General features: G+C 72.3%; 18 protein-coding genes. 6 read left to right on the top strand and 12 right to left on the bottom strand.

The genetic code is table 11. The features are described from left to right. Window positions 1-265: 265 nt before the first annotated feature. The 3 genes from WBQ80_RS12130 (at window position 266) to WBQ80_RS12120 (ending at window position 3,151) form a co-directional block, all read left to right on the top strand. The gene (locus WBQ80_RS12130; RefSeq protein WP_337282567.1) at window positions 266-925 is read left to right on the top strand and encodes a DUF6518 family protein; all 660 of its coding nucleotides are present in this window, start codon (window positions 266-268) and stop codon (window positions 923-925) included. A 61-nt stretch (window positions 926-986) separates the two neighbouring features. After that, the gene (locus WBQ80_RS12125) at window positions 987-1,562 is read left to right on the top strand and encodes a GNAT family N-acetyltransferase (RefSeq protein ID WP_336570554.1); all 576 of its coding nucleotides are present in this window, start codon (window positions 987-989) and stop codon (window positions 1,560-1,562) included. A gap of 260 nt (window positions 1,563-1,822) precedes the next feature. Further along, window positions 1,823-3,151, top strand: coding sequence for an MFS transporter (locus WBQ80_RS12120; RefSeq protein ID WP_336570556.1), 1,329 nt, complete (start codon window positions 1,823-1,825; stop codon window positions 3,149-3,151). A gap of 87 nt (window positions 3,152-3,238) precedes the next feature. Here the strand turns inward: WBQ80_RS12120 and nhaA are convergent, their stop codons facing one another. Continuing rightward, window positions 3,239-5,092, bottom strand: coding sequence for a Na+/H+ antiporter NhaA (gene nhaA / locus WBQ80_RS12115; RefSeq protein WP_336570557.1), 1,854 nt, complete (start codon window positions 5,090-5,092; stop codon window positions 3,239-3,241). A gap of 91 nt (window positions 5,093-5,183) precedes the next feature. Between nhaA and WBQ80_RS12110 the strand changes: the two genes are divergently transcribed. Next, a complete protein-coding gene (locus WBQ80_RS12110) occupies window positions 5,184-5,531 on the top strand; it encodes a cupin (RefSeq protein WP_336570558.1) in 348 nt (115 codons plus the stop codon). A gap of 28 nt (window positions 5,532-5,559) precedes the next feature. Here WBQ80_RS12110 and WBQ80_RS12105 read toward each other — a convergent pair whose 3' ends face one another. After that, window positions 5,560-6,126 (bottom strand): NADPH-dependent FMN reductase, encoded by a 567-nt coding sequence (locus WBQ80_RS12105; protein WP_336570560.1) that lies wholly within the window; start codon window positions 6,124-6,126, stop codon window positions 5,560-5,562. A 27-nt stretch (window positions 6,127-6,153) separates the two neighbouring features. After that, complete coding sequence (locus tag WBQ80_RS12100; protein WP_336570561.1) at window positions 6,154-7,101, bottom strand: oxygenase MpaB family protein; 948 nt, start codon at window positions 7,099-7,101, stop codon at window positions 6,154-6,156. Between the two features lie 82 nt (window positions 7,102-7,183). Between WBQ80_RS12100 and WBQ80_RS12095 the strand changes: the two genes are divergently transcribed. Continuing rightward, window positions 7,184-7,549 (top strand): CHY zinc finger protein, encoded by a 366-nt coding sequence (locus WBQ80_RS12095; RefSeq protein WP_336570562.1) that lies wholly within the window; start codon window positions 7,184-7,186, stop codon window positions 7,547-7,549. A 39-nt stretch (window positions 7,550-7,588) separates the two neighbouring features. Here WBQ80_RS12095 and WBQ80_RS12090 read toward each other — a convergent pair whose 3' ends face one another. The 9 genes from WBQ80_RS12090 to WBQ80_RS12050 form a co-directional block, all read right to left on the bottom strand. Next, entirely contained in the window at window positions 7,589-7,921 is a 333-nt protein-coding gene (locus WBQ80_RS12090; protein WP_336570563.1) for a cupin domain-containing protein, read from the bottom strand. Between the two features lie 156 nt (window positions 7,922-8,077). Further along, on the bottom strand, window positions 8,078-8,452 hold the full coding sequence (locus WBQ80_RS12085) for a DUF7882 family protein (protein WP_336570564.1): 375 nt from the start codon (window positions 8,450-8,452) through the stop codon (window positions 8,078-8,080). A gap of 127 nt (window positions 8,453-8,579) precedes the next feature. Next, on the bottom strand, window positions 8,580-9,380 hold the full coding sequence (locus tag WBQ80_RS12080) for an alpha/beta fold hydrolase (RefSeq protein WP_336570565.1): 801 nt from the start codon (window positions 9,378-9,380) through the stop codon (window positions 8,580-8,582). 20 nt (window positions 9,381-9,400) lie between these two features. Next, complete coding sequence (locus tag WBQ80_RS12075) at window positions 9,401-10,771, bottom strand: class I SAM-dependent methyltransferase (protein WP_336570566.1); 1,371 nt, start codon at window positions 10,769-10,771, stop codon at window positions 9,401-9,403. After that, window positions 10,768-12,147 (bottom strand): FAD-binding oxidoreductase, encoded by a 1,380-nt coding sequence (locus tag WBQ80_RS12070; RefSeq protein WP_336570567.1) that lies wholly within the window; start codon window positions 12,145-12,147, stop codon window positions 10,768-10,770. Before WBQ80_RS12070 ends, WBQ80_RS12075 begins: the two co-directional genes overlap by 4 nt. A gap of 62 nt (window positions 12,148-12,209) precedes the next feature. Further along, the gene (locus WBQ80_RS12065; protein WP_336570568.1) at window positions 12,210-13,115 is read right to left on the bottom strand and encodes a potassium channel family protein; all 906 of its coding nucleotides are present in this window, start codon (window positions 13,113-13,115) and stop codon (window positions 12,210-12,212) included. 30 nt (window positions 13,116-13,145) lie between these two features. Continuing rightward, the gene (locus WBQ80_RS12060) at window positions 13,146-14,486 is read right to left on the bottom strand and encodes a serine hydrolase domain-containing protein (RefSeq protein WP_336570569.1); all 1,341 of its coding nucleotides are present in this window, start codon (window positions 14,484-14,486) and stop codon (window positions 13,146-13,148) included. A gap of 35 nt (window positions 14,487-14,521) precedes the next feature. Further along, window positions 14,522-15,040: a bifunctional nuclease family protein gene (locus WBQ80_RS12055; RefSeq protein ID WP_336570570.1), complete on the bottom strand. Its 519-nt coding sequence runs from the start codon at window positions 15,038-15,040 to the stop codon at window positions 14,522-14,524. A gap of 108 nt (window positions 15,041-15,148) precedes the next feature. Continuing rightward, on the bottom strand, window positions 15,149-17,578 hold the full coding sequence (locus WBQ80_RS12050; protein WP_336570571.1) for a M14 family metallopeptidase: 2,430 nt from the start codon (window positions 17,576-17,578) through the stop codon (window positions 15,149-15,151). Window positions 17,579-18,070: 492 nt separating this feature from the next. Here WBQ80_RS12050 and WBQ80_RS12045 point away from each other — a divergent pair, with 492 nt between their 5' ends. Then, window positions 18,071-18,790, top strand: coding sequence for an IclR family transcriptional regulator (locus WBQ80_RS12045; RefSeq protein WP_336570572.1), 720 nt, complete (start codon window positions 18,071-18,073; stop codon window positions 18,788-18,790). Window positions 18,791-18,793 lie beyond the last annotated feature (3 nt).

Raw genomic sequence — 18,793 nt, 5'->3', positions numbered from 1 at the left:
CCCCCCCCCCCCCCCCCCCCCCCCCCCCCCCCCCCCCCCCCCCCCCCCCCCCCCCCCCCCCCCCCCCCCCCCCCCGCCACCGGTCCGCGAGCCCACCTTCAGCGTGACGCTCGCCCAGGCCGGGACCGACGCCGAGCCGGGCCGGGCGGACTCCGACTTCCAGGCCCGGGGCGATGCCTCGTCGTCGTCGTCGGAGGATCCTCCTCGGGGATGACATCGGCCCTCGCCCGGCGGTGCCGGGTGCGAGGGAGGCGAGAATCGGCAGGTGACCCCCGCGCTCCTGCCCTCGCCCGTCCCGATCGACCGGCGCCTCCTCCTTCCCGCCCGCCCGGCCGCGCTGCGCGTGGCGGTGGTCGTCGCCGCGGCGTTCCTGGTCGGCGGGCTCACGTCGCTCGGACAGGCGTTCCTGCCGGCCGAGTTCGCGTCGCTGGCCAACTCGGCGTCGGGATGGACCCTCCCCACTGCGGCCCTCGTGTGGCTCACCGCTCCTGGCCACGTCGAGGCGGCACTCGGTGCCGCCCTCGGCTTCGCGGCGATGACCGTGGGCTACTCGGTGGTGTCCGGATGGCGCGGGTTCCCCTTCGATCCGACCGAGTGGGCCCTCGTCGGGATCGTGGTCGGGCCCGTCGTCGGCACGGCCGCGCTCGCCCTCCGCCGGGGTCCCGTCGCGTCGGCGCTCGGCACCGGCATCCTCGCGGGCATCTGCGTGGGCGAAGGCGTCTACGGGCTCACCGCCGTCGCCGACACCACGAGCCCTGTGTACTGGTGGGCGGTCGTCGTGGTGGGCGCGGCGCTCGTCGGCATCGCCGCCGCGCGCCTCCGGTCCGTCCCGCCCATCGCCCTGGCCGTCCTGGTCACGGCGATCGTCGCGGGGGCGTTCGTGGCGGCCTACCTGGCGCTGCCGCTGCTGTTCCTCGCGTTCTGAGCCGGGCGCTGCGGCTGCCGCCCGGGTGTCGGATGTCGCAGGCCGGTGGCAGGCTGGGGGCATGGCGATCGAGGTGCGCGCGGCCTCCGTCTTCGACGACGTGGCGGCGGTGCTCGGGCCCAAGCGACCCGACGCGAACGTCTGCTGGTGCCTGAGCTACCGGCTCACGTCGTCGAGGCAGAACCGCGAGCTGGTCGGCCCGGCCCGCGGCCAGCGCGTGCGCGAGCTCGTGGCCGAGGATCCGCCGCCGGGGGTCATCGCCTACGACGGCGACGAGCCGGTCGGGTGGGCGGCGGTGCATCCGCGCGCCGACACGAGCTTCGCTGCGAACCGCCGCATCCCGCACGTCGACGAGGCCGACGTCTGGTCGGTGTGGTGCATCCGGGTGCGACCCGGGCATCGCGGCGAGGGGCTCTCGCACCGCCTCCTCGCCGGCGCGGTCGAGTTCGCGCGCGAGCACGGCGCGCCCGCCGTCGAGGGGTACCCGGTCGACAATCGCGGAGCGAAGGTCGACCTCACCATGGCCTACGTGGGCACGCGCGCCCTCTTCGAGGCGGCCGGCTTCCGCAAGGCGGCCGACACCACGTCGGTGCTGAACGGCTTCCCCCGCGTGGTGATGCGGCTCGACCTGCACTGAGCGCCCCGGTCCCGCGCGCCTCGTCCACCGTCGGCGCGGCGTCCCGTCCCGGCATCCGCTGCCGTTCGTCGCTCGGCGACGACCGCTCGTCGCAGCCGGTTTCGCACGAACGGCGTTCGTGCGCTACAGTCTGATTTCCATACCGAACGATCGGTCAGCAAAGCGACCATCGTCCGACGGCACCGACGACGGCGCCCCCATCCCGGGTGGCCAGCGTGGCCCCGACAGACCGACCCCTTCACAGAACAACGGAGTTCGCCATGACGACGACGTCACAGATCCACGAGGAAGCCGAACGCACCGGGCGCATGCCCAAGGAGGAACGCAAGGTCCTCGCCGGAACCTTGGTCGGCACCTCGATCGAGTGGTACGACTTCTTCATCTACGCACAGGCCGCCGGCCTCGTGCTCGCCCCGCTCTTCCTCGCGCCCGTCGCCGAGTCGAGCCCGGCGCTCGCGCAGATCCTCGCCTTCGCGACGATCGGCATCTCGTTCCTGTTCCGCCCGCTCGGCGCGGTGGTCGCCGGCTACCTCGGCGACCGGATCGGGCGCAAGCGGATGCTGGTCTTCACGCTCGTGATGATGGGCGTCTCGACCTCGCTCATCGGCTTCCTGCCGACCTACGCGGCCATCGGCGTCGCGGCGCCGATCCTGCTCATCACCCTGCGCATCCTGCAGGGCTTCTCGGCCGGCGGCGAGTGGGGCGGCGCAGCCCTCATGGCCGTCGAGCACGCCCCGAACGCCAAGCGCGGCTTCTTCGGCGCCTTCCCGCAGATCGGCGTGCCGGTCGGCATGATCCTCGCGACGTTCACGCTCTGGGTCATCACGTCGTCGATGTCGCAGGAGGCGTTCCTCGAGTGGGGGTGGCGCATCCCGTTCATCCTGTCGATCGTGCTCATCGTGGTCGGCTACGCCATCCGTCGTGCGGTCGAGGAGAGCCCGGTCTTCCAGGACCTGCAGCGCCGCCAGAAGGAGTCCTCGGCACCGCTCGGCCAGCTCTTCCGCCACAACACCAGGAACGTGGTGCTCACCGCGCTCATCTTCATCGGCAACAACGCGGCCGGCTACCTGCTCATCGCGTTCTTCGCGACCTACGCGGTCACGGTGCTCGGCATGGACCGCCCGACGGTGCTCCTCGCGACAGTGCTGGCGTCCTTCGGCTGGCTGGCGTTCACGATGTTCGGCGGCCGGCTCTCCGACCGGCTCGGCCGCGTCCGCACGTTCCAGATCGGCTACGGGTTCCTCGCGCTCTGGGCGGTGCCGATGTGGTTCCTCATCGACACCGGGAACATCGTCTGGTACTTCGTGGCGCTGTTCGTGATGACGTTCGGCCTGGGTCTCTCGTACGGGCCGCAGGCGGCGCTCTACGCCGAGCTGTTCCCGGCGAACGTGCGCTACTCGGGCGTCTCCATCGGCTACGCCCTCGGGGCGATCCTCGGCGGCGCGTTCGCCCCGATGATCGCCGAGGCGCTGCTCAGCGCGACCGGCCGCTCCTGGACGATCGGCGTCTACATCGCCGTCGCCGCCCTGGTCTCCCTGGCCGCCGTCTCGATGGTCAAGGAGCCCAAGGGGACCGACCTGCACGTGTAGGGGGCACGTGCGGCGCGCGGCGGGGTCCGCGCGAACGACGGGGGCGGACGTCACATGACCTCCGCCCCCGGTCGTGCCCGCGCGAGCTCACTGGTTCGGGCGCGCCTCGACCGACCGCTCGAGCGCGCGGATGAGCGACCGCGAGTCCCACGGGCCGATATGGCGCACGCCGCCGACGAAGAAGGTCGGCGTGGAGTGCAGGTCCATCACCTCGGCATCCAGCAGGTCGTCCTCGACGCGGCGCACGACCTTCGGCGAGTGGAGGTCCTCGAGGAAGCGCTCGACGTCGAGGCCGAGCTCGGCGGCGTACCGGCAGAGGTCGTCGGTGGTGAGCTCGTCCTGGTTCGCGAACATCAGCCGCGCCAGGTCGAGGTGGCGGCCCTGCAGCGCCGCGGCCTCGAAGGCCTGCGCCGCCTCCTTCGCGTGCGAGTGCACCCCCTCGAGTGGGAGGTGACGCCACACCCAGCAGACGTCGTCGCCGAAGTGCTCGATGACGGCGTCGACGGAACCGGTCGCGCGGCTGCAGAACGGGCACTCGAAGTCCCCGTACTCCACGATCTGGTGCGGCGCGTCCGGCCGCCCCCGGTAGTGGTCGCGCCCGGGGTCGAACGGGCGCACGAGCACCTTGCCGACCGGCTGCGGCGGCCAGAGGCGGTCGCCGACCGCGAACACCGCCCAGCCGAGGAGGAACGCGATGAGGGAGGCCGCGAGCACGCCGACGCGCGCGAGGTCCTGCAGTACGGGGTCCGTGAAGGCGAGCGACACGATGAACAGCGAGATGGTGAAGCCCATGCCGGAGAGCGCGGCGCCGCCGGCGATGCGCGGCATCCGGAGCCCCGGGGCGAGCCGCCCGAGGCCGACGGCCGTCACGATCGCCACGGCGCTCGTGATGCCCGCGAACTTGCCGACGACGAGGCCCGCGATGATGCCCCAGACGAGGGGCGACGTCACGGCGACGGCGAGGGTGTCGGCGCCGAGGTGCACGCCCGCGTTCGCGAGCGCGAAGATCGGCAGGACGAGGAACGAGATGTACGGGCCCCACGCCCCCTGCAGCCGGTCGTTGATCGAGATCGACTCGCGGAGGCTCCGGTTGACCGCCGCGGCGTAGGCGGCGTTCGGCGATTCGCGGAACGCCTGGGTCAGCTCGGCGGTGCGCTCCACGTCGGACCGCGCGGGCGGGAACACGGGGATGAGCAGCGCCACGGCGACGCCCGCGAGCGTGGGGTGGATGCCCGCCGCGAGGATCGCGAACCAGAGCGCGATGCCGAGGAGCGCGTAGGCGATGCCGCGCCCCGCGCGCAGGAACCGGACCAGGGCGATGGCGACCATGAGCACGACCGCGATGCCGAGCGGCGCGAGGTCGAAGCCGCTGTTGTAGAAGATCGCGATGACCAGCAGCGCGCCGATGTCGTCGACCACCGCGAGCGTCAGCAGGAAGGTGCGCAGCCGCGCCGGGAACTTCGGCCCGATGATCGCGAGCGCCCCGAGGAGGAACGCCGTGTCCATCGAGATGACGACGCCCCACGCGCTCGCCTGCCCGGTCGGCCACGCGATGGCGACGAAGATCAGGGCGGGCACGATGAGCCCCGCGATCGCGGCCACGACGGGCACGATCGCACGCGACCGGTCGGTGAGCTCGCCGATCGTGAACTCGCGCTTGACCTCGAGCCCGACCACGAAGAAGAACAGCGTCATCAGCGCGTCGTTCACGAAGTGGTGCAGGTCGGTGCTCAGCACGAGGTCGCCGACGGCCAGCTCGAGCGGCAGGCTCCAGAACGCCTCGTACGTCTCGCCCCAGGGCGAGTTCGCCCACGCGATGGCGACGAGGGTGGCGAACAGCAGCAGGGCCGCCGCAGCGCGGTCGCCCGTGCCGAGGTGCAGACGCGGGCGCCGTCGACCGCCCTCGGTCGTGGCGGTCGGCGCGGGGGCGGGGGCGCTCATGCGCCAATGCTAGGCGCGGATGCCGCGTCGAGGGCAGCCATCGGCGGACCGGGTTGGCATACTGGACGGATCCGGCGGACGGAGGACTCCCATGGCCGACCTCGACGCTCGCGCTCGCGCGCACCTCGCTGCCGCGCTCGAGGACGAGCACGGCCGGAGCGCGGAGCTCATCCTCCGCGACGGGCCGATGCGCCAGACGATCATCGCCCTGCGCTCCGGGGTCGAGCTGGCCGAGCACAACTCCCCCGCGGCCGCGAGCGTCCAGGTGCTCTCCGGCCGGCTCAGGATCACCGGGCAGCAGGACGCGGAGATCACCGCGGGCCGGCTCGACGTGCTCCGGCACGACCGTCACTCGGTGCTCGCCCTCGAGGACTCCGTGTTCCTCCTCACGACGGTCACCGGGATCGACAGCACGGGCGGACCCGAGCGGGCGCGCTGACCGCCCCGGGTCCCGGCCGCCGACGCGTTCAGCGCGGCAGCACCGTCAGCACGCGCTCCATGTAGTCGCGGAACTCCGCCATGAACTGGGTGAGGAACCGCTCGGTGCCCTCGTCGGCGATCGAGCCGTCGTCGCCGTACACCTCCGGCGTGAAGCGGATGTACGCCTCGGGGGCGGTCATCTGCCGCGCGTTGCAGAAGCTCAGGACGGCGCGCAGGCTCTGCTGGGCGACCGCGGTGCCGATCTGCCCGGGCGATGCGCCGATGACGGCGGCGGGGATGTGGTCGAACGAGTTCTGCCCCCAGGGCCGCGACGCCCAGTCGATCGCATTCTTCAGGGCCCCGGGGATCGACCGGTTGTACTCCGGCGTGACGAACAGCACGGCGTCGGATGCCGCGATCGCCTCCTTGAGCGCGGTCGCCTCGGGCGGGTAGGCGTCGTCGTAGTCGGGACTGTAGAGGGGGAGGTTCCCGATCGGGATCTCGGTGAACTCGAGGTCGTCGGGCGCGACGCGCATCAGCGCCTTCGCGAGGATGCGGTTGATGGACGTGGACGACAGGCTGCCGATGAAGGTGCCGACCCGGTACGTTCGCATGATGCTCCTCTCGGTCGGGGAGCCACGCTACGCCGCCGCGGATCTCCCGGGCGAGGGGTTGCGCGCCCCGTCGCGGGTGGCCCGCTCGGCGGCCGCCAGGCGCGCGATGCGGGCCCGGGCGTTCCGTTCGCTCGGCGACATCCGACCCAGCACGCGCGTCGCCGACCACAGCAGCGCGCGAGTCAGCGTGATCGCCGGCCACCACGGGCGGCGCAGCCCGAGCAGCTCGCGGTGGCGCGGTTCGAGCGAGGCGACGGCACCGCCGAAGAGGATCGGGTACAGGCGCCCCGTCAGGCCGGGCAGGCCGGGCCGACGGATGAAGCGCACGGCGTCGGCGACCCGCTCGTCGGGCTTCGCCTCGGCGAGGAACGCGTCGAGCTCGTGCCGCAGCTGCGCCGTCGACGTGGGCGGGTCGGCGAGTCCCATGAGGCGCCCGGCCTGCGCCCACTCGCGCACGTACGCGTCGGCGCCGCCGGGGATCGGGCCGCCCCAGGTCTGGTGCGCGCCGATGAAGGCCTCGGTGAACGCGTCGTGCACCCAGCGCAGCAGCTCCTCGTCGTTCGCCGAGTACGGGCGCTCGACGCCGCGCGCGTCGACGTAGGTGCCGGTCACGCGGTCGTGCAGCCGAGACACGAACGCGCAGGCCGCGGCCGCGCTGCGACGGTCGCCGAACGTCGTGGTGGCGACCCAGCGGATGGTGCCGTCGAGCCGCCCGAGCGCGTCGTCGCGGTACCGCGAGTGGTCGTGCACCCCGGCCATCGCACCCGGGTGCAGGGTCTGCAGCAGCAGCGCCCGGATGCCCGCGACGAGCGTGGGCAGGGCGCCGTGCACCGCCCAGACGGCGCTGCCCGGACCGAACCAGCCGGCGTCCTCCCCGTCGGCGAGCGCGCGCGTCCACTCGGGCGGCTCGGCACCCGGGCGCCGGACGGGATGCGGCCGGGCGGCTCGCCCGCCGCGCCGCGTCCCGTCGTCCATACTCCGACGCTAGGCCCCGCGTGCGGCGGCGCGGCTGCGGATCCACTGCGAAGGCGCTGGGAGGCCCTGCGATCATGGAGGCATGACCGATCGCGTCGACCGGCCCCGCCCCACCGGCGAGCGGGAGCGCCCGCGGGTGCTCGGCGCGATCGTCGACGACGCGACGCGGTGCGTGCACTACCGGACGGAGGTCGACATCGTCGCCATCCGCTTCGCCTGCTGCGGCGAGTACTACCCGTGCCACCGGTGCCACGAGGAGGTCGCGGACCACCCGGCCGAGCAGTGGCCCGTGGCGGACCGGGATCGCGAGGCGGTGCTCTGCGGCGCGTGCGGAACCGAGCTCGCGATCCGCGCGTACCTCGACACGACGGCCTGCCCGGCCTGCGGCGCCCGGTTCAACGAGAACTGCCGCCTGCACACCCACCTGTACTTCCAGGTCGAGGGCTGAACCGATCGGATGCCGCGGGCCGGGCCGGTCCGCGATCGCTCAGTTCTTCGCGGGCGGGAAGGGCGGGGCGAGGAACGCAAGGAGCGTCACGCCCGCCTCGCCGGCGTTCGACACGCGGAGCTCCTCGGCGCCCGTGAGGACCGCGAGCTCGCCGGCGCGGAACAGCCGGCTGCCGCCATCCGTCTCGAGCACGGCGTCGCCCTCGGCGACGTAGAGGAACAGGTCGGAGGCCCCGTGCGTGTGGGGCGGCAGCGCCTGGCCCGGTGCCAGTCGGATGATCCGCACGGTGCCGTGCTGGCGCGACGCCACGGCCTCGGCGACGAACCGGGCGGGGTCGTACGGGGCGGCGGCGTTCAGGTCGACGATCTCCATGCCGGCCACGGTACTGCTCGCGGATGCCGCACCGCGGGGCTTCCGACCCACGCGGCGGGGCTCCGGGGCTCAGCCCCGGAACACCCTCGCGAGGAGCGCGGGTTCAGCGCGCGGCGGGGCCCACGGGCGCAGCGGGCCGGTTCCGCGGCGAGCCGGTCAGGACGCGGTGGCCATGACGCGTTCGGGCGAGCGCGGCGCCGCGATGCTGTCGATCTCGTCGCCCGTCAGGCGAAGGCCCCAGTTGCTGTTGGCGGCGACCATCATGCGCTCCGCGCGTCGGCGATCGATGCTCGTGTCGACGCCCGCGGTGTGGCGCGCGACGATGGTCGAGTTCGGGTGGAGCCAGGCCTGCGCCCGGCTGCCGGCCGGATCGGTCCACGACACGAGCAGCGGCTCGCGGCGGCGCAGCTTCGCGAACACGACGAGCGCGACGTGCGCGAGCAGGTCGTCGTCCAGTTCGATGCGCATCCATCCGTCGACCTCGAGAGCGGACCCGGTGGACGGTCGTGTGGTGTTCTCGTGTTGTCGCATGTTCGTCACGCTCGCACCGTTGCGGACCAGCGGCAATCAATAACATACGATTCCCAGCAAGACCACCCCCATTCCAAGGGACATAACTCCTCAGCCTTCACGGGTCGCTGATCGGTCCGCCGCAGGGTCATGCCCCCTGCGTGAAGAACTCGATCGCCGCCGTCCGGAACACGCGCGAGCCGGGAGCGTTGAAGTGATGGCGGTCGGGCAGTTCCACGAAGTCGCCCGCGGGCGTGGCCTCCGCCAGCTGCTTCGACTGCTCGAGGATCGCGTCGTCGCTGCCCGTGGCGAAGAGGATCGGCTGGCGCGGCGGATTCGACGGGTCGGGGTCGGCGTCTCCGAAGCGCATCCCCTCGGCGAGCGCGACGAGCGCGCGCAGGTCGTTGCCCGGAACGCGCTCGGCGAGCGTCACGTAGTTGCGCGTGACGGGGTCGTCGACGGGCGTGCCGTCGGCGGCGTAGGCGCGGGCCTGCTCGATCTGCATGCGCGCGAGCGGACGGCCGTCGGGGATGCCGCCGAGCACCGCACGCTCGACCCGGTCGGGCACCTGCACCGCGACCTGCCATCCGACGCGCGCGCCGAGGGAGTAGCCCGCGTAGAGCACGGTGTCGAGCAGGTAGGTGTCGAGCACCGTGACGATGTCGTTCGCGAGTTCGTCCATGCCGTACGCGATCGCCTCGTGCGGCTTGTCGCTCAGGCCATGGCCGCGCTGGTCGACGCCGAGCACTCGGAAGCCGGCACGCGTGAGGTCGCGGATCCAACCGGTGTTGACCCAGTTGTCGCGGCAGCTCGACGCGAACCCGTGCACGCACAGCACCGTGGGACCGTCGTCGGCGCCCCACAGGTACGTGGCGATGCGCCGTCCCTCCCCCGACATCACGAACTGCGGCGACGGCATGTCGGTCAGGGCGGGGAAGGCGGCATCCATGTCGCCCATTCTGCCGGTCGCTAGGGCGTCCACCACGGCCGCAGCGGCAGGTCGCCGACGCCGCCGCCCTCGTGCGGTCGGACCGCGAGTACCTGGTGCAGTTGGATGCCGCCCTGCTCGAACGCGAGTCGCGATCCGGCCATGTAGAGCCCCCACACCTTCGCGGTCGGAAGTCCGACCTCGGCGACGGCCTCGTCCCAGTGCGCCACGAGGTTGGCGCACCAGTCCCGGAGGGTCATCGCGTAGTGCGGCCGCAGGTTCTCCTCGTGCAGCACCTCGAAGCCGGAGTCCTGGGCGGCGCTGATGATCCGCCCGGACCCGGTCAGCTCGCCGTCGGGGAACACGTAGCGGTCGATGAACCCGTGCGCCGCGGGGTCGGTGCGGTTCTCGGGGCGCGTGATGCAGTGGTTGAGCAGCAGTCCGCCGGGACGCAGCCGCGACAGGAGGAACTCGAAGTACGAGGCGTAGTTGCGCACGCCGATGTGCTCGAGCAGCCCGATCGACGACACCGCGTCGAAGCCGCCCTCGCCGACGTCGCGGTAATCGCTGAAGCGCACCTCGGCGAGGTCGCCCAGGCCCTCCTCGTCGATCGCCCGGCGTGCCCACACGGCCTGCTGCTCGGAGAGGGTCACGCCCACGGCCCGCACGCCTCGGCGGGCGGCGTAGCGCACCATGCCGCCCCAGCCGCAGCCGACGTCGAGCAGGCGGTCGCCCGGCTTCAGCGCGAGCTTGTCGAACACGAGCCGGTACTTGTTCTCCTGTGCTTCGTCGAGGGATGCCTCGGGGTGCGGGTAGCACGCGCACGTGTACGTCATCGACGGACCCAGCACCCACTCGTAGAAGGTGTTCGAGACGTCGTAGTGGTGGTGGATCGCCTCGGCGTCGCGCGCCTTGCTGTGCCGGAGGCCCGCGGCGACGCGACGCCAGCGGGGCTGCGCCTCCTGCGGCGGCGGCGCGACGGGCCGCAGGCGGCCGACGCCGATGGAGCGCACGATCCGCGCCATGACGGGCACCGACGGGCGCGTGAAGACGAGGTCGTCCGCGAGCGCCCTCAGGAGCTCGTAGGGGTCGCCCGGGTGCACGCCGACGGCCTCGAGGTCGCCGGCGACGTAGGCGCGCGCGAGCCCGAGGTCGCCGCGGCCCGTCGCGAGGTAGGTGGTGCCGCGGGGCGACGTCAAGTCGAGCCCGAAGCGGGCGTCGGGCGGTCCGGCGGAGCTGCCGTCGTAGGCGGTGAACCGGAGCGGGAGCTTCCCGCCGGCGAGGACCTCGAGGATCTCGGCGAGGGTGAGCTTGCCGTTCGCATGCGCCTGCAGGGCGGCATCCGCCTGCTGCGCCGTGGTCGCCGGGGTCGCCGGCGTCGTCGTCGCAGCGTCGTCCTTGAACGAGGTCATCGTCGTTGCACCGCCTTCGCGTAGAGGTCGAGGAGCCGGGAGTCGGGGTCGTAGCGCTGCTTGACGGCGCGGTACGCGTCGCCGCCGTAGAGCGCGTCGAACTCGTCGCGCGCGTAGAAGGCGTCGGAGTACAGCGACTTGTGCCCGTCGAGTTCGCTCACCCTGCGCTCGATGCGCCGGTTCGTCTCGCCCTCGGTCGCGCCGACGGGGACGGTCGACCAGAAGCCGACGTTGACGTAGGTGCGGTTCGGTTCGAGCGGGTACAGCGGCCAGGTCTCCTCGCCGCGCAGCCGGAGCGGGCAGAGCCAGACGGGCTCGATGGGCACGTTCGCGAGGAACCAGTCGAGGAACTCGACGGTGCGCTCGATCGGCACCTCGACGTCCTGGATCACGCGCTCGCGCGGCGGGCGGCCCTTCAGCCGCTCCAGCCTGTTCCCGAGGTCGTACCGGCGCTCGAGGCGCATGAGCGTGCCGTACGAGCGGCTGCGCCGGTAGCGCCTCGGCCAGACGCGGCGAACGAGCGGATGCTGCGCCCCGAACGCCGCCGAGCACCAGAACCAGTCGGCATCCCACCGCCAGAGGTAGTCGCGGATCGTGAGCCGGTCGTGCGCGGCGCCGGCGTCATGGCGGATGGACCGGTAGTAGATGCGCTGCCCCGTGTAGTCGCTGACCGGCCCGGATGTCGCGGTGCGGGTGCCGAGGCAGAGGTAGCCCTCGTCGGCGCTGAACACCACGCCGTCGAGGTAGTCCACCGGGGCGCCGTCGTGTCGGCCGGTCTCGACGATGCGGTCCATGGCCGCGACGAGCTCGGCGAGCGTGTGGAAGCGGAGGTGCGTGAGCGCGACGAACGGCTCGACGGGCTCCAGCTCGATGCGCAGCCGCACCGCGTAGCCCAGCGTGCCGTACGAGTTCGGGAAGGCGCGGTGCAGGTCGGCGTGCTCGTGCGGCGACGCCGTGACGATCTCGCCCGAGCCCGTCAGGACGTCCATCTCGAGCACCGACTCGTGCGGCAGGCCGCTGCGGAACGAGGTCGACTCGATGCCGAGGCCGGTGACGGCGCCGCCGAGCGTGATCGTCTTCAGCTGCGGCACCACGAGCGGCACGAGCCCATGCGGCAGCGTCGCGTCGACGAGGTCCTCGTACGTGCACATGCCGGCGACGTCGGCCGTGCGGGCCTCGGGGTCGACCGCGACGACGCCGGTGAGCCCCGTGGTGTCGAGGCCGGGCCCGTCGGTCGCCACGCGCGACCGGAACAGGTTGGACGTGCGCTTGGCGAGCCGCACCGGCGTCGCGGCCGGGACCGCGCGGTAGCTCTCGAGCAAGCGCTCCACGCCCTCGGCGTGAGCGGCCCGTGCGTCGATCGCAGGAGCGGACACGACTTCAAACTAGTCCGACGCGCGTCCCACCGCACCGGGCTTGCGGAACCGATCGGGCCGGCTCAGTCCGACGGCGCGTCGGTGGGCTCGCCGGTCTGGACGGGTCGCTGCCGATGCTGCCGCGCATACTCGCGCAGGATCTCGTCGGTTCCCTCGACGCGGAGGACGAACCGGTCGCGGACGAGGCCGGCGAAGTCCTCGATCGCCTCCTCGAGCATCTGGCCGCTGTTGCGCACGGTCCGATCGGAGGAGCGCCGGGCCACCCTCGCGAGGTGCAGGGCGTACGGGAGCTGGGCGGCCAGCGAGGTCTCGGCGACGTCCTCGGTGAAGTAGTACGTCTCGGCGTTCTGCCACAGGTCGACGCGGGACTGGGCGAGGGCGGCGGTGATCGAGTCGAGGAGTCCGCTCGAGGTCGCCGACTCCATGTCGAGGAGGTGGCCGGACGTGTCGGCCCGCCCCATGAGCGCGAGCCGCAGCGCGAGCGCCCGCCGGCGCCCGAGGCCGGGGTAGAGCTCGAGGAACCAGGCGACGGCGGCGGTCAGGAGCGCGAACCCGATGAGCGCCTGCAACGGCGCGAACACGCGCAGCCACGGGTCGATCGGGTAGACGTCGCCGAGTCCGAGGGTCGACATGCTGACCATCGAGAAGTAGAGGGCCTCCACGACGGCGGGATGGTCCTCGGGGCGGATGCCGGTGCCGTACGAGAAGCCGTCGGGCACGAACGGGAGGTAGACCAGCGACCAGCCGACGAGCTGGAGGACGGCCCACAGCCCGACGACCGCGACGGCGGCGAGCGGCCCGGCCAGCGTGCGCCCGCGGCGGCCGAACCGGGACGACAGGCTCCACGTGGTGCTCGCCGCGCGATGCGACAGGCGTCCCTTCCCGGTGGGGTGGAGGAGGGTGTGGAAGACCTCGTTGAGTCCGAGCGCGATGAGGGCGACGCCCGCGACCGCCCAGATCCAGCTCACCCGGTCATCGTACGCGGCCGGGATCCGCACTCAGCCGAGCGCCGCGATCGCCTCCTCGACGAGCGCCACCACCGACGGGTCGTCGTCGGCCTCGGGCGTGAATCCCAGCCGCACGACGACGAGCCGCTCCGACGGCACGATGATCATCTTCTGCCCGTCGTGACCGCTGGCGTAGTAGGTGTCGGCGGGCAGCTCGGGCCAGCGCGCCTCGCCGAAGAGCACCTCGTTCACGCGCCAGCTCGCGCCCAGTCCGGGATCGTCGGTCTCCTCGACCTCGTCGACCTCGAGGCTCTGCGCCATCCAGCCCGCGGGAAGCATCCGCTCGCCGTTCCACTCGCCGTCCTGCAGCGCGAACTGGCCGATCGCAGCCCAGTCGCGGGGCGTCGCCCACAGGTACGAGGAGCAGACGGGCGTGCCCGCGGCATCCGGCTCCAACACCGCCGAGGTCAGGCCGAGCGGCCCGAACAGGGCCTGGCGCGGCAGGTCGGCGCCGAGACCCGTGCGCTCGGCGAGCACCGAGCACAGCAGGTTCGTGTTGCCGCTGGAGTACTGCTGCACCGTGCCCGGCTCGTGCACCAGGGGCCGGCCCGCGACGTAGGCGCCCATGTCGCCCTCGAGGTAGAGCATGCGCGTGATGGGCGTTCCGAGGTCGTAGGTCTCGTCCCACTCGAGGCCGCTCGTCTGCCGCAGCAGCTGGTCGACCGTGATCCCGGCACGCTCGTCGTCCCACTCGGGCCGGAGCGCGTCGTCGTCGAGCGACACGACGCCCTGCTCGACGAGCACGCCGGTGAGCAGGTTCGCGACGCTCTTCGACATCGACCAGCCGAGCTGCGGGGTGTCGGCGTCGAATCCCTCCGCGTATCGCTCGGCCACGAGTTCGCCGTCCTTGACGACGACGACGGCCCGGGTGCCGAGTGCGTCGGCCACGGGCCCGGGCAGGTCGTCGCCGAAGGCCCGGCCGATCGCCGCCTTGAGCGCGGGGTCGGGCTCGGGCGCCGGCGCGTCGGTGAAGGGGTTGGCTGTGGGCTCGACGACGGATGCCGCGTTTAGCTCCGGCCGCTCGTCGGCCAGCGTGCACCCGAAGCCCTCGGTGTACCAGGCCCGCTGCCGTGCCAGCGCGCCGAGCAGGGAACCCGCCGTCGGATCGCCGGTCCCGTCGACCCGGAGGTACGGCACGAGCGGGTTCGCCGGCAGGTCGGACTCGGGGTCGTCGCGCCCGGTGACCTCCGTGACGGCGCACGAGTTGTGCGCCGCGTAGCCCGTGCCGGTCAGCAGGATCGGCCGCTGCCACAGGTAGACCCCCGCGAACGCGGCGATGAGGACCAGCACGAGGACGGCGACGACGGCGACCGTACGACGGAGGATGCGCACCGCTGGATCGTAACAGCGCGGTTGCGCGTGGCCTGTCAGCCCTGGAAGTCCTCGGGGTCGACGTCGTCGAGGAACTTCTTGAACTCCTCGAGCTTCTCCTCCGCGGACTCCTCGGTCTCGTCCTCGTCGGAGCGGGACTCGACCATCTCGGCGGGGATGCCGGCCTGCTCGAGCACCTCGTCGGCGACGAACAGGGGCGCCTCGGTGCGCGACGCGAGCGCCACCGAGTCCGAGGGCCTGGCGTCGATGACGTACGGGCCGGTGGGCGTCATGATCGTGAGCTCGGCGTAGAACGTTCCGTCCTCGATGCGCGTGACGTCGACGCGCTCGATGTTCGACCCGACGGCCTCGAGCAGCAGCTTCATGAGGTCGTGCGACAGCGGGCGCGGCGCCTGCTCGCCCTGCACGGCGATGAGGATCGACGTGGCCTCCTGCGCGCCGATCCAGATCGGGAGCACGCGTCCGTGGCCTTCGTCCTCGCCGAGCGGCTTCAGCAGGATGATGTGCTGGCCGGACTGATCGAGCGCGACCCCGAGGACGCGGACCTGGACCATGACGCCTCCCGTCGGACGATGGGCGTGGTCCTCAATGGTATGCGCACACGCCACGGCCGCGGCATCCGCGCTCGGGATGCCGCGGCCGCAGCCGTCACGTGCCCCGGATCAGCCCGCAGCGACCACCGTGAACTTGTTGTAGTTGGCCTTGCCGCCGTCGGGACGGTAGTTCTTCTCGATGTTCCCCGCGGAGTCGACCGAGAACCAGTGCACCTTGGTGCCGACGGGCACCGTGATGACCTCGCCGCCCTCGCGGATGCCGGCGCTCGCGTAGAGCGTCGACTCGTAGGTCGGCTTCGAGCCGTCCAGCGTGTAGAAGACGGCCGCCGACTCGGTCGTGGCGAAGGTCAGGTCGACCATGCCCGGCTCGCTGCTCGCCGTCGCCGACAGCGTGCTCTCCGGGCGCACCTTGTCGCGACCGAAGTCGTAGGCGACGCGCATGAGCTCGACGAGCCCGTTCGCGTACTCCTGCGACTCCGCGTGCGCGGACGCCCCGCTGGGGTTCTCGTTCGAGAACGGCGGCTGGAACTGCGTGCCGACCTCGAAGTTCCACGCGTAGATCCCGTGCTTGTACCAGAGCATGTCGCCGGAGTTGCCGGCGGCCGAGTACAGCACGTCCGAGATCGGCCCGGTGCGGGCCGGCGTGACCGACATGCCGCGGTACCGCTTGATCTCGGTGAGGATCCGCGACGAGGCGCCCCAGAAGTACGACTCCTCCTCGAGCGTCGGACGCGGCGCCGACACGCGACCGTCCGCGATGTACGCGCCCGGCGACCACATGAAGTAGTTGCCCGAGCTGTGCAGGTTCATCGCGAACTCGATGTTGTCGTTCTGCGACGCGATCCAGTCGATGTTGGCGCTCTCCGGCTCGCTCAGCTCGCTCGGACCGGCGTAGGTGCCGCTCGTGCACGAGTTCGAGGCGCCGTCGTAGCCGTCGAACAGGCTGTACGTGTCGTAGTTGCGGTTGTTGTCGACCCCCCAGTTGTTGCGGGCCAGGAAGTCGCCGGTCGTCTGCGGGCAGTGGTTGGTCATGTTCTTGCGCTGCGAGTTGAAGTCGTAGAACGAGTAGTGACCGCCGTCCGGGTTGACCGAGGGCACGATCCAGATGTCGAGGTTGTTGACGAGCTGCTTGGTGCGACCGTCGAGCTCGTAGTTGCGGAGCAGTCGCTCCGCGGTCTCGATGGTGACCAGCGGCGGCACCCACTCCCGCGCGTGCTCCTGCGCGTAGGCGAGCACGCCCATCTTGGAGCCGTCGCGCACCTTGCCGATGCGGATCGCGTAGACCGTCTGCGGGTCGCGCGAGACGGTCGAGGGCGCGTTCAGCCCGTCGCTCAGCGCGGTCGCCGCGACCGGCGCGACGACGCCCGCCCCCGCGTTGCCGCGGTAGGTGTAGGCGGTGACGAGCTCGGATGCCGCCGCCGACGCGTTGATCGCGGCCACCACCTGTGCCGCGGTGCTGGTGACCGCTCCGGCGCTGTTCGTGGCGAGCGACACGGTGATGTCGTCGCCCGTGACGCTCACCGACAACGGCGCGTCGGCCGTTCCCGGGTTCGTCAGGGCGATGCCGACCTCGTTGCCGCCCTCATGACCCCAGGCCGTCGAGTCGACGGCGACGCGGCTCGCGTTGGACGAGCCGAGCACCGCCTGCGCGAGGCGCCGGTAGCCGTTGGTCTGGTGCGGCAGCTCCACGATCTCCGCGATCTCGGGGAACTCGTCGGCGAGCCCCTTGATGCGGTCGTACAGCTCGGTGGGCGTGAGGTACGACGTGATGAAGTCGGTCTGGTAGTCGGGGCTCACCTCGGGCTCGCCCTCGATCGGGAGCCAGTCGTTCACCTTCGCGGTCGCGACGTCGCCCGTCGGGCTCGTGATGGTGATCGTGTCCGGTCGCGTCGTGACGACGGCGGCGCCGCGGTGGTAGAGGTAGACCCCTGCGTCGACGAAGCGCGAGATGTTCTGGCTGCCGCCCGAGCCGGGCGCGGTGCCCGGACCGCTGTCGCGCTGGACCGTGAGCTGGGCGGAGCTCGCCTGGCCGCCGGCCCACTTCGCCTCGACGGAGAGGTAGCCCACCCCGAACGACGTGTAGTAGTCGGCGCGGATGATCTTGACGTCGGAGACCGCGGCGCTCTCGGCGGCCGCGGCGAACTCCTGGTTCTCCTCGACGGCCGCCGCGATGGTGGCGTCGCGCTCGGCGAGGACCGACGCGGTGTCGTCCTCGTCGTGCACCGTCTTGCCGACGTCGAAGCCGCGGGCCTCGAGCGCCTTCGCCTGGCCGTCGCTGATGACCGCGTGGGCGGTGATCGTGGCGTCGGGGTTGAGGTGGGCGGCGTGGTCGAGGTCGACGCCGGTGTCGACCAGGCGATCCAGCTCGCTCCGGTCCGGGAGGACCACCTCGACGACGCCGACCTCCTCGTGGGCGTCGTGGGCGAGTTCCGGCAGTTGCTCCGTGCCGGCCGCGGGGCTGATCGGCGTCATGCCGGTCAGCAGCAGCCCGGCGAGCGCGGCCGTCGCCGCCGTCCCGCCGAGCGCTCGTCGTGTCACCGTATGCATCAAGCGTTCCCTTCGTGGGGTGGTGCTCCAACTCATGCCGCGGTGCGTTCGGTTCGGGTCGGCAGCCGCCTCCGGCGTGAACCGGAAAGCGGTGCCCCGGGCACCGTGGGTTCTGTCTAGCCGAGCCGGAGACGGTGCGTCAACAGCCCGCTCGGCCCCGGATTCCGGGGCGGCCGGCCCGCCGCCGGGGCGCATTCCCGGCCGCGTCGTCCCGGCTCCCTCGCAGCGCATCAGCGGCATGGACGAATGGCCTGCGTTCGGAACGGGGGACTTCCGGAGGGCACTCTCCGCAGGACGAGCGGGCTCGCGGCGCCCGGTTCAATTCCTCGAGGCGCATGCTTCGTCCCCGCGGGCCGCGCCTCCCCTGCCGACGAAGTCCGCTCGTGCCGAACGTCCCGGGGGCGGATGTTCTATAGTCGAACACAGCGTTCGACTCTCGACCGACGTCCGTCCGACTCGGCCGCGCCGATCCGAGGAGATTCCATGCCATCCCGTGACGACGGCGCCTCCGCCGCTCCCCAGTCTCAGACGCTGTCGCGGGGCATCCGCATCCTCGAGATCCTCGCGGACGCCCGCGAACCCCTTTCGATCGACGAGCTCGCACAGCGCCTCGGCGTCCACCGCTCGGTCGCGTACCGCCTGCTGCGCACCCTCGAGCACCACCGGCTCACGGTGCGCGACCCGCGCGGGAGGATCGCGCTCGGCGCTCGTCTCGCGGCCCTCGCGGCGGGAGTCGCCCACGACCTCCAGGCCGAGGCGCTCCCCGAGCTGACGAGCGCGGCCAACGAACTCGCGATGACGTGCTTCCTCGCGGTGCTCGACGGCGACGAGATCGTCACGCTCATGAGCGTGGAACCGCGCCACGCCGTCGCCTCGGTCGCCCAACGCCCGGGCACGCGGCATCCGATGGGCATCGGCGCACCGGGCAAGGCGATCCTCGCCTCGCGGCCTGCGAGCGACCGGCCCGAGACGTCGGATGCCGCCCGGCGGGCCGAGCTCGAGGAGATCCGGCGACGCGGCTGGGCCATCAGCCACGACGAGGTCATCCCCGGCGTCCGATCCACGGCGGTCCCGCTCCGGCTGCCCAGCGGACAGCCCGCGGCGCTCGCGGTGGTCTACGTGACGAGCCCGCACCCCGACGACGCCATCGCCGACCGACTGACGGCCGCATCGACGTCCATCCGCGAGGCGCTCGGCGGGTGACGC

The organism is Agromyces sp. CCNWLW213 (genome assembly GCF_037199545.1).
GTDB lineage: Bacteria > Actinomycetota > Actinomycetes > Actinomycetales > Microbacteriaceae > Agromyces.
This window is presented reverse-complemented; position numbering and strand designations above follow the sequence as displayed.

Excerpts from the sequence above, each read along its gene's own strand:
- WBQ80_RS12125 (WP_336570554.1), top strand. The coding sequence starts at position 987 with ATGGCGATCGAGGTGCGCGCGGCCTCCGTCTTCGACGACGTGGCGGCG.
- WBQ80_RS12120 (WP_336570556.1), top strand. The coding sequence starts at position 1,823 with ATGACGACGACGTCACAGATCCACGAGGAAGCCGAACGCACCGGGCGC.
- nhaA (WP_336570557.1), bottom strand. The coding sequence starts at position 5,092 with ATGAGCGCCCCCGCCCCCGCGCCGACCGCCACGACCGAGGGCGGTCGA.
- WBQ80_RS12110 (WP_336570558.1), top strand. The coding sequence starts at position 5,184 with ATGGCCGACCTCGACGCTCGCGCTCGCGCGCACCTCGCTGCCGCGCTC.
- WBQ80_RS12105 (WP_336570560.1), bottom strand. The coding sequence starts at position 6,126 with ATGCGAACGTACCGGGTCGGCACCTTCATCGGCAGCCTGTCGTCCACG.
- WBQ80_RS12100 (WP_336570561.1), bottom strand. The coding sequence starts at position 7,101 with ATGGACGACGGGACGCGGCGCGGCGGGCGAGCCGCCCGGCCGCATCCC.
- WBQ80_RS12095 (WP_336570562.1), top strand. The coding sequence starts at position 7,184 with ATGACCGATCGCGTCGACCGGCCCCGCCCCACCGGCGAGCGGGAGCGC.
- WBQ80_RS12090 (WP_336570563.1), bottom strand. The coding sequence starts at position 7,921 with ATGGAGATCGTCGACCTGAACGCCGCCGCCCCGTACGACCCCGCCCGG.
- WBQ80_RS12085 (WP_336570564.1), bottom strand. The coding sequence starts at position 8,452 with ATGCGACAACACGAGAACACCACACGACCGTCCACCGGGTCCGCTCTC.
- WBQ80_RS12080 (WP_336570565.1), bottom strand. The coding sequence starts at position 9,380 with ATGGATGCCGCCTTCCCCGCCCTGACCGACATGCCGTCGCCGCAGTTC.
- WBQ80_RS12075 (WP_336570566.1), bottom strand. The coding sequence starts at position 10,771 with ATGACCTCGTTCAAGGACGACGCTGCGACGACGACGCCGGCGACCCCG.
- WBQ80_RS12055 (WP_336570570.1), bottom strand. The coding sequence starts at position 15,040 with ATGGTCCAGGTCCGCGTCCTCGGGGTCGCGCTCGATCAGTCCGGCCAG.
- WBQ80_RS12045 (WP_336570572.1), top strand. The coding sequence starts at position 18,071 with ATGCCATCCCGTGACGACGGCGCCTCCGCCGCTCCCCAGTCTCAGACG.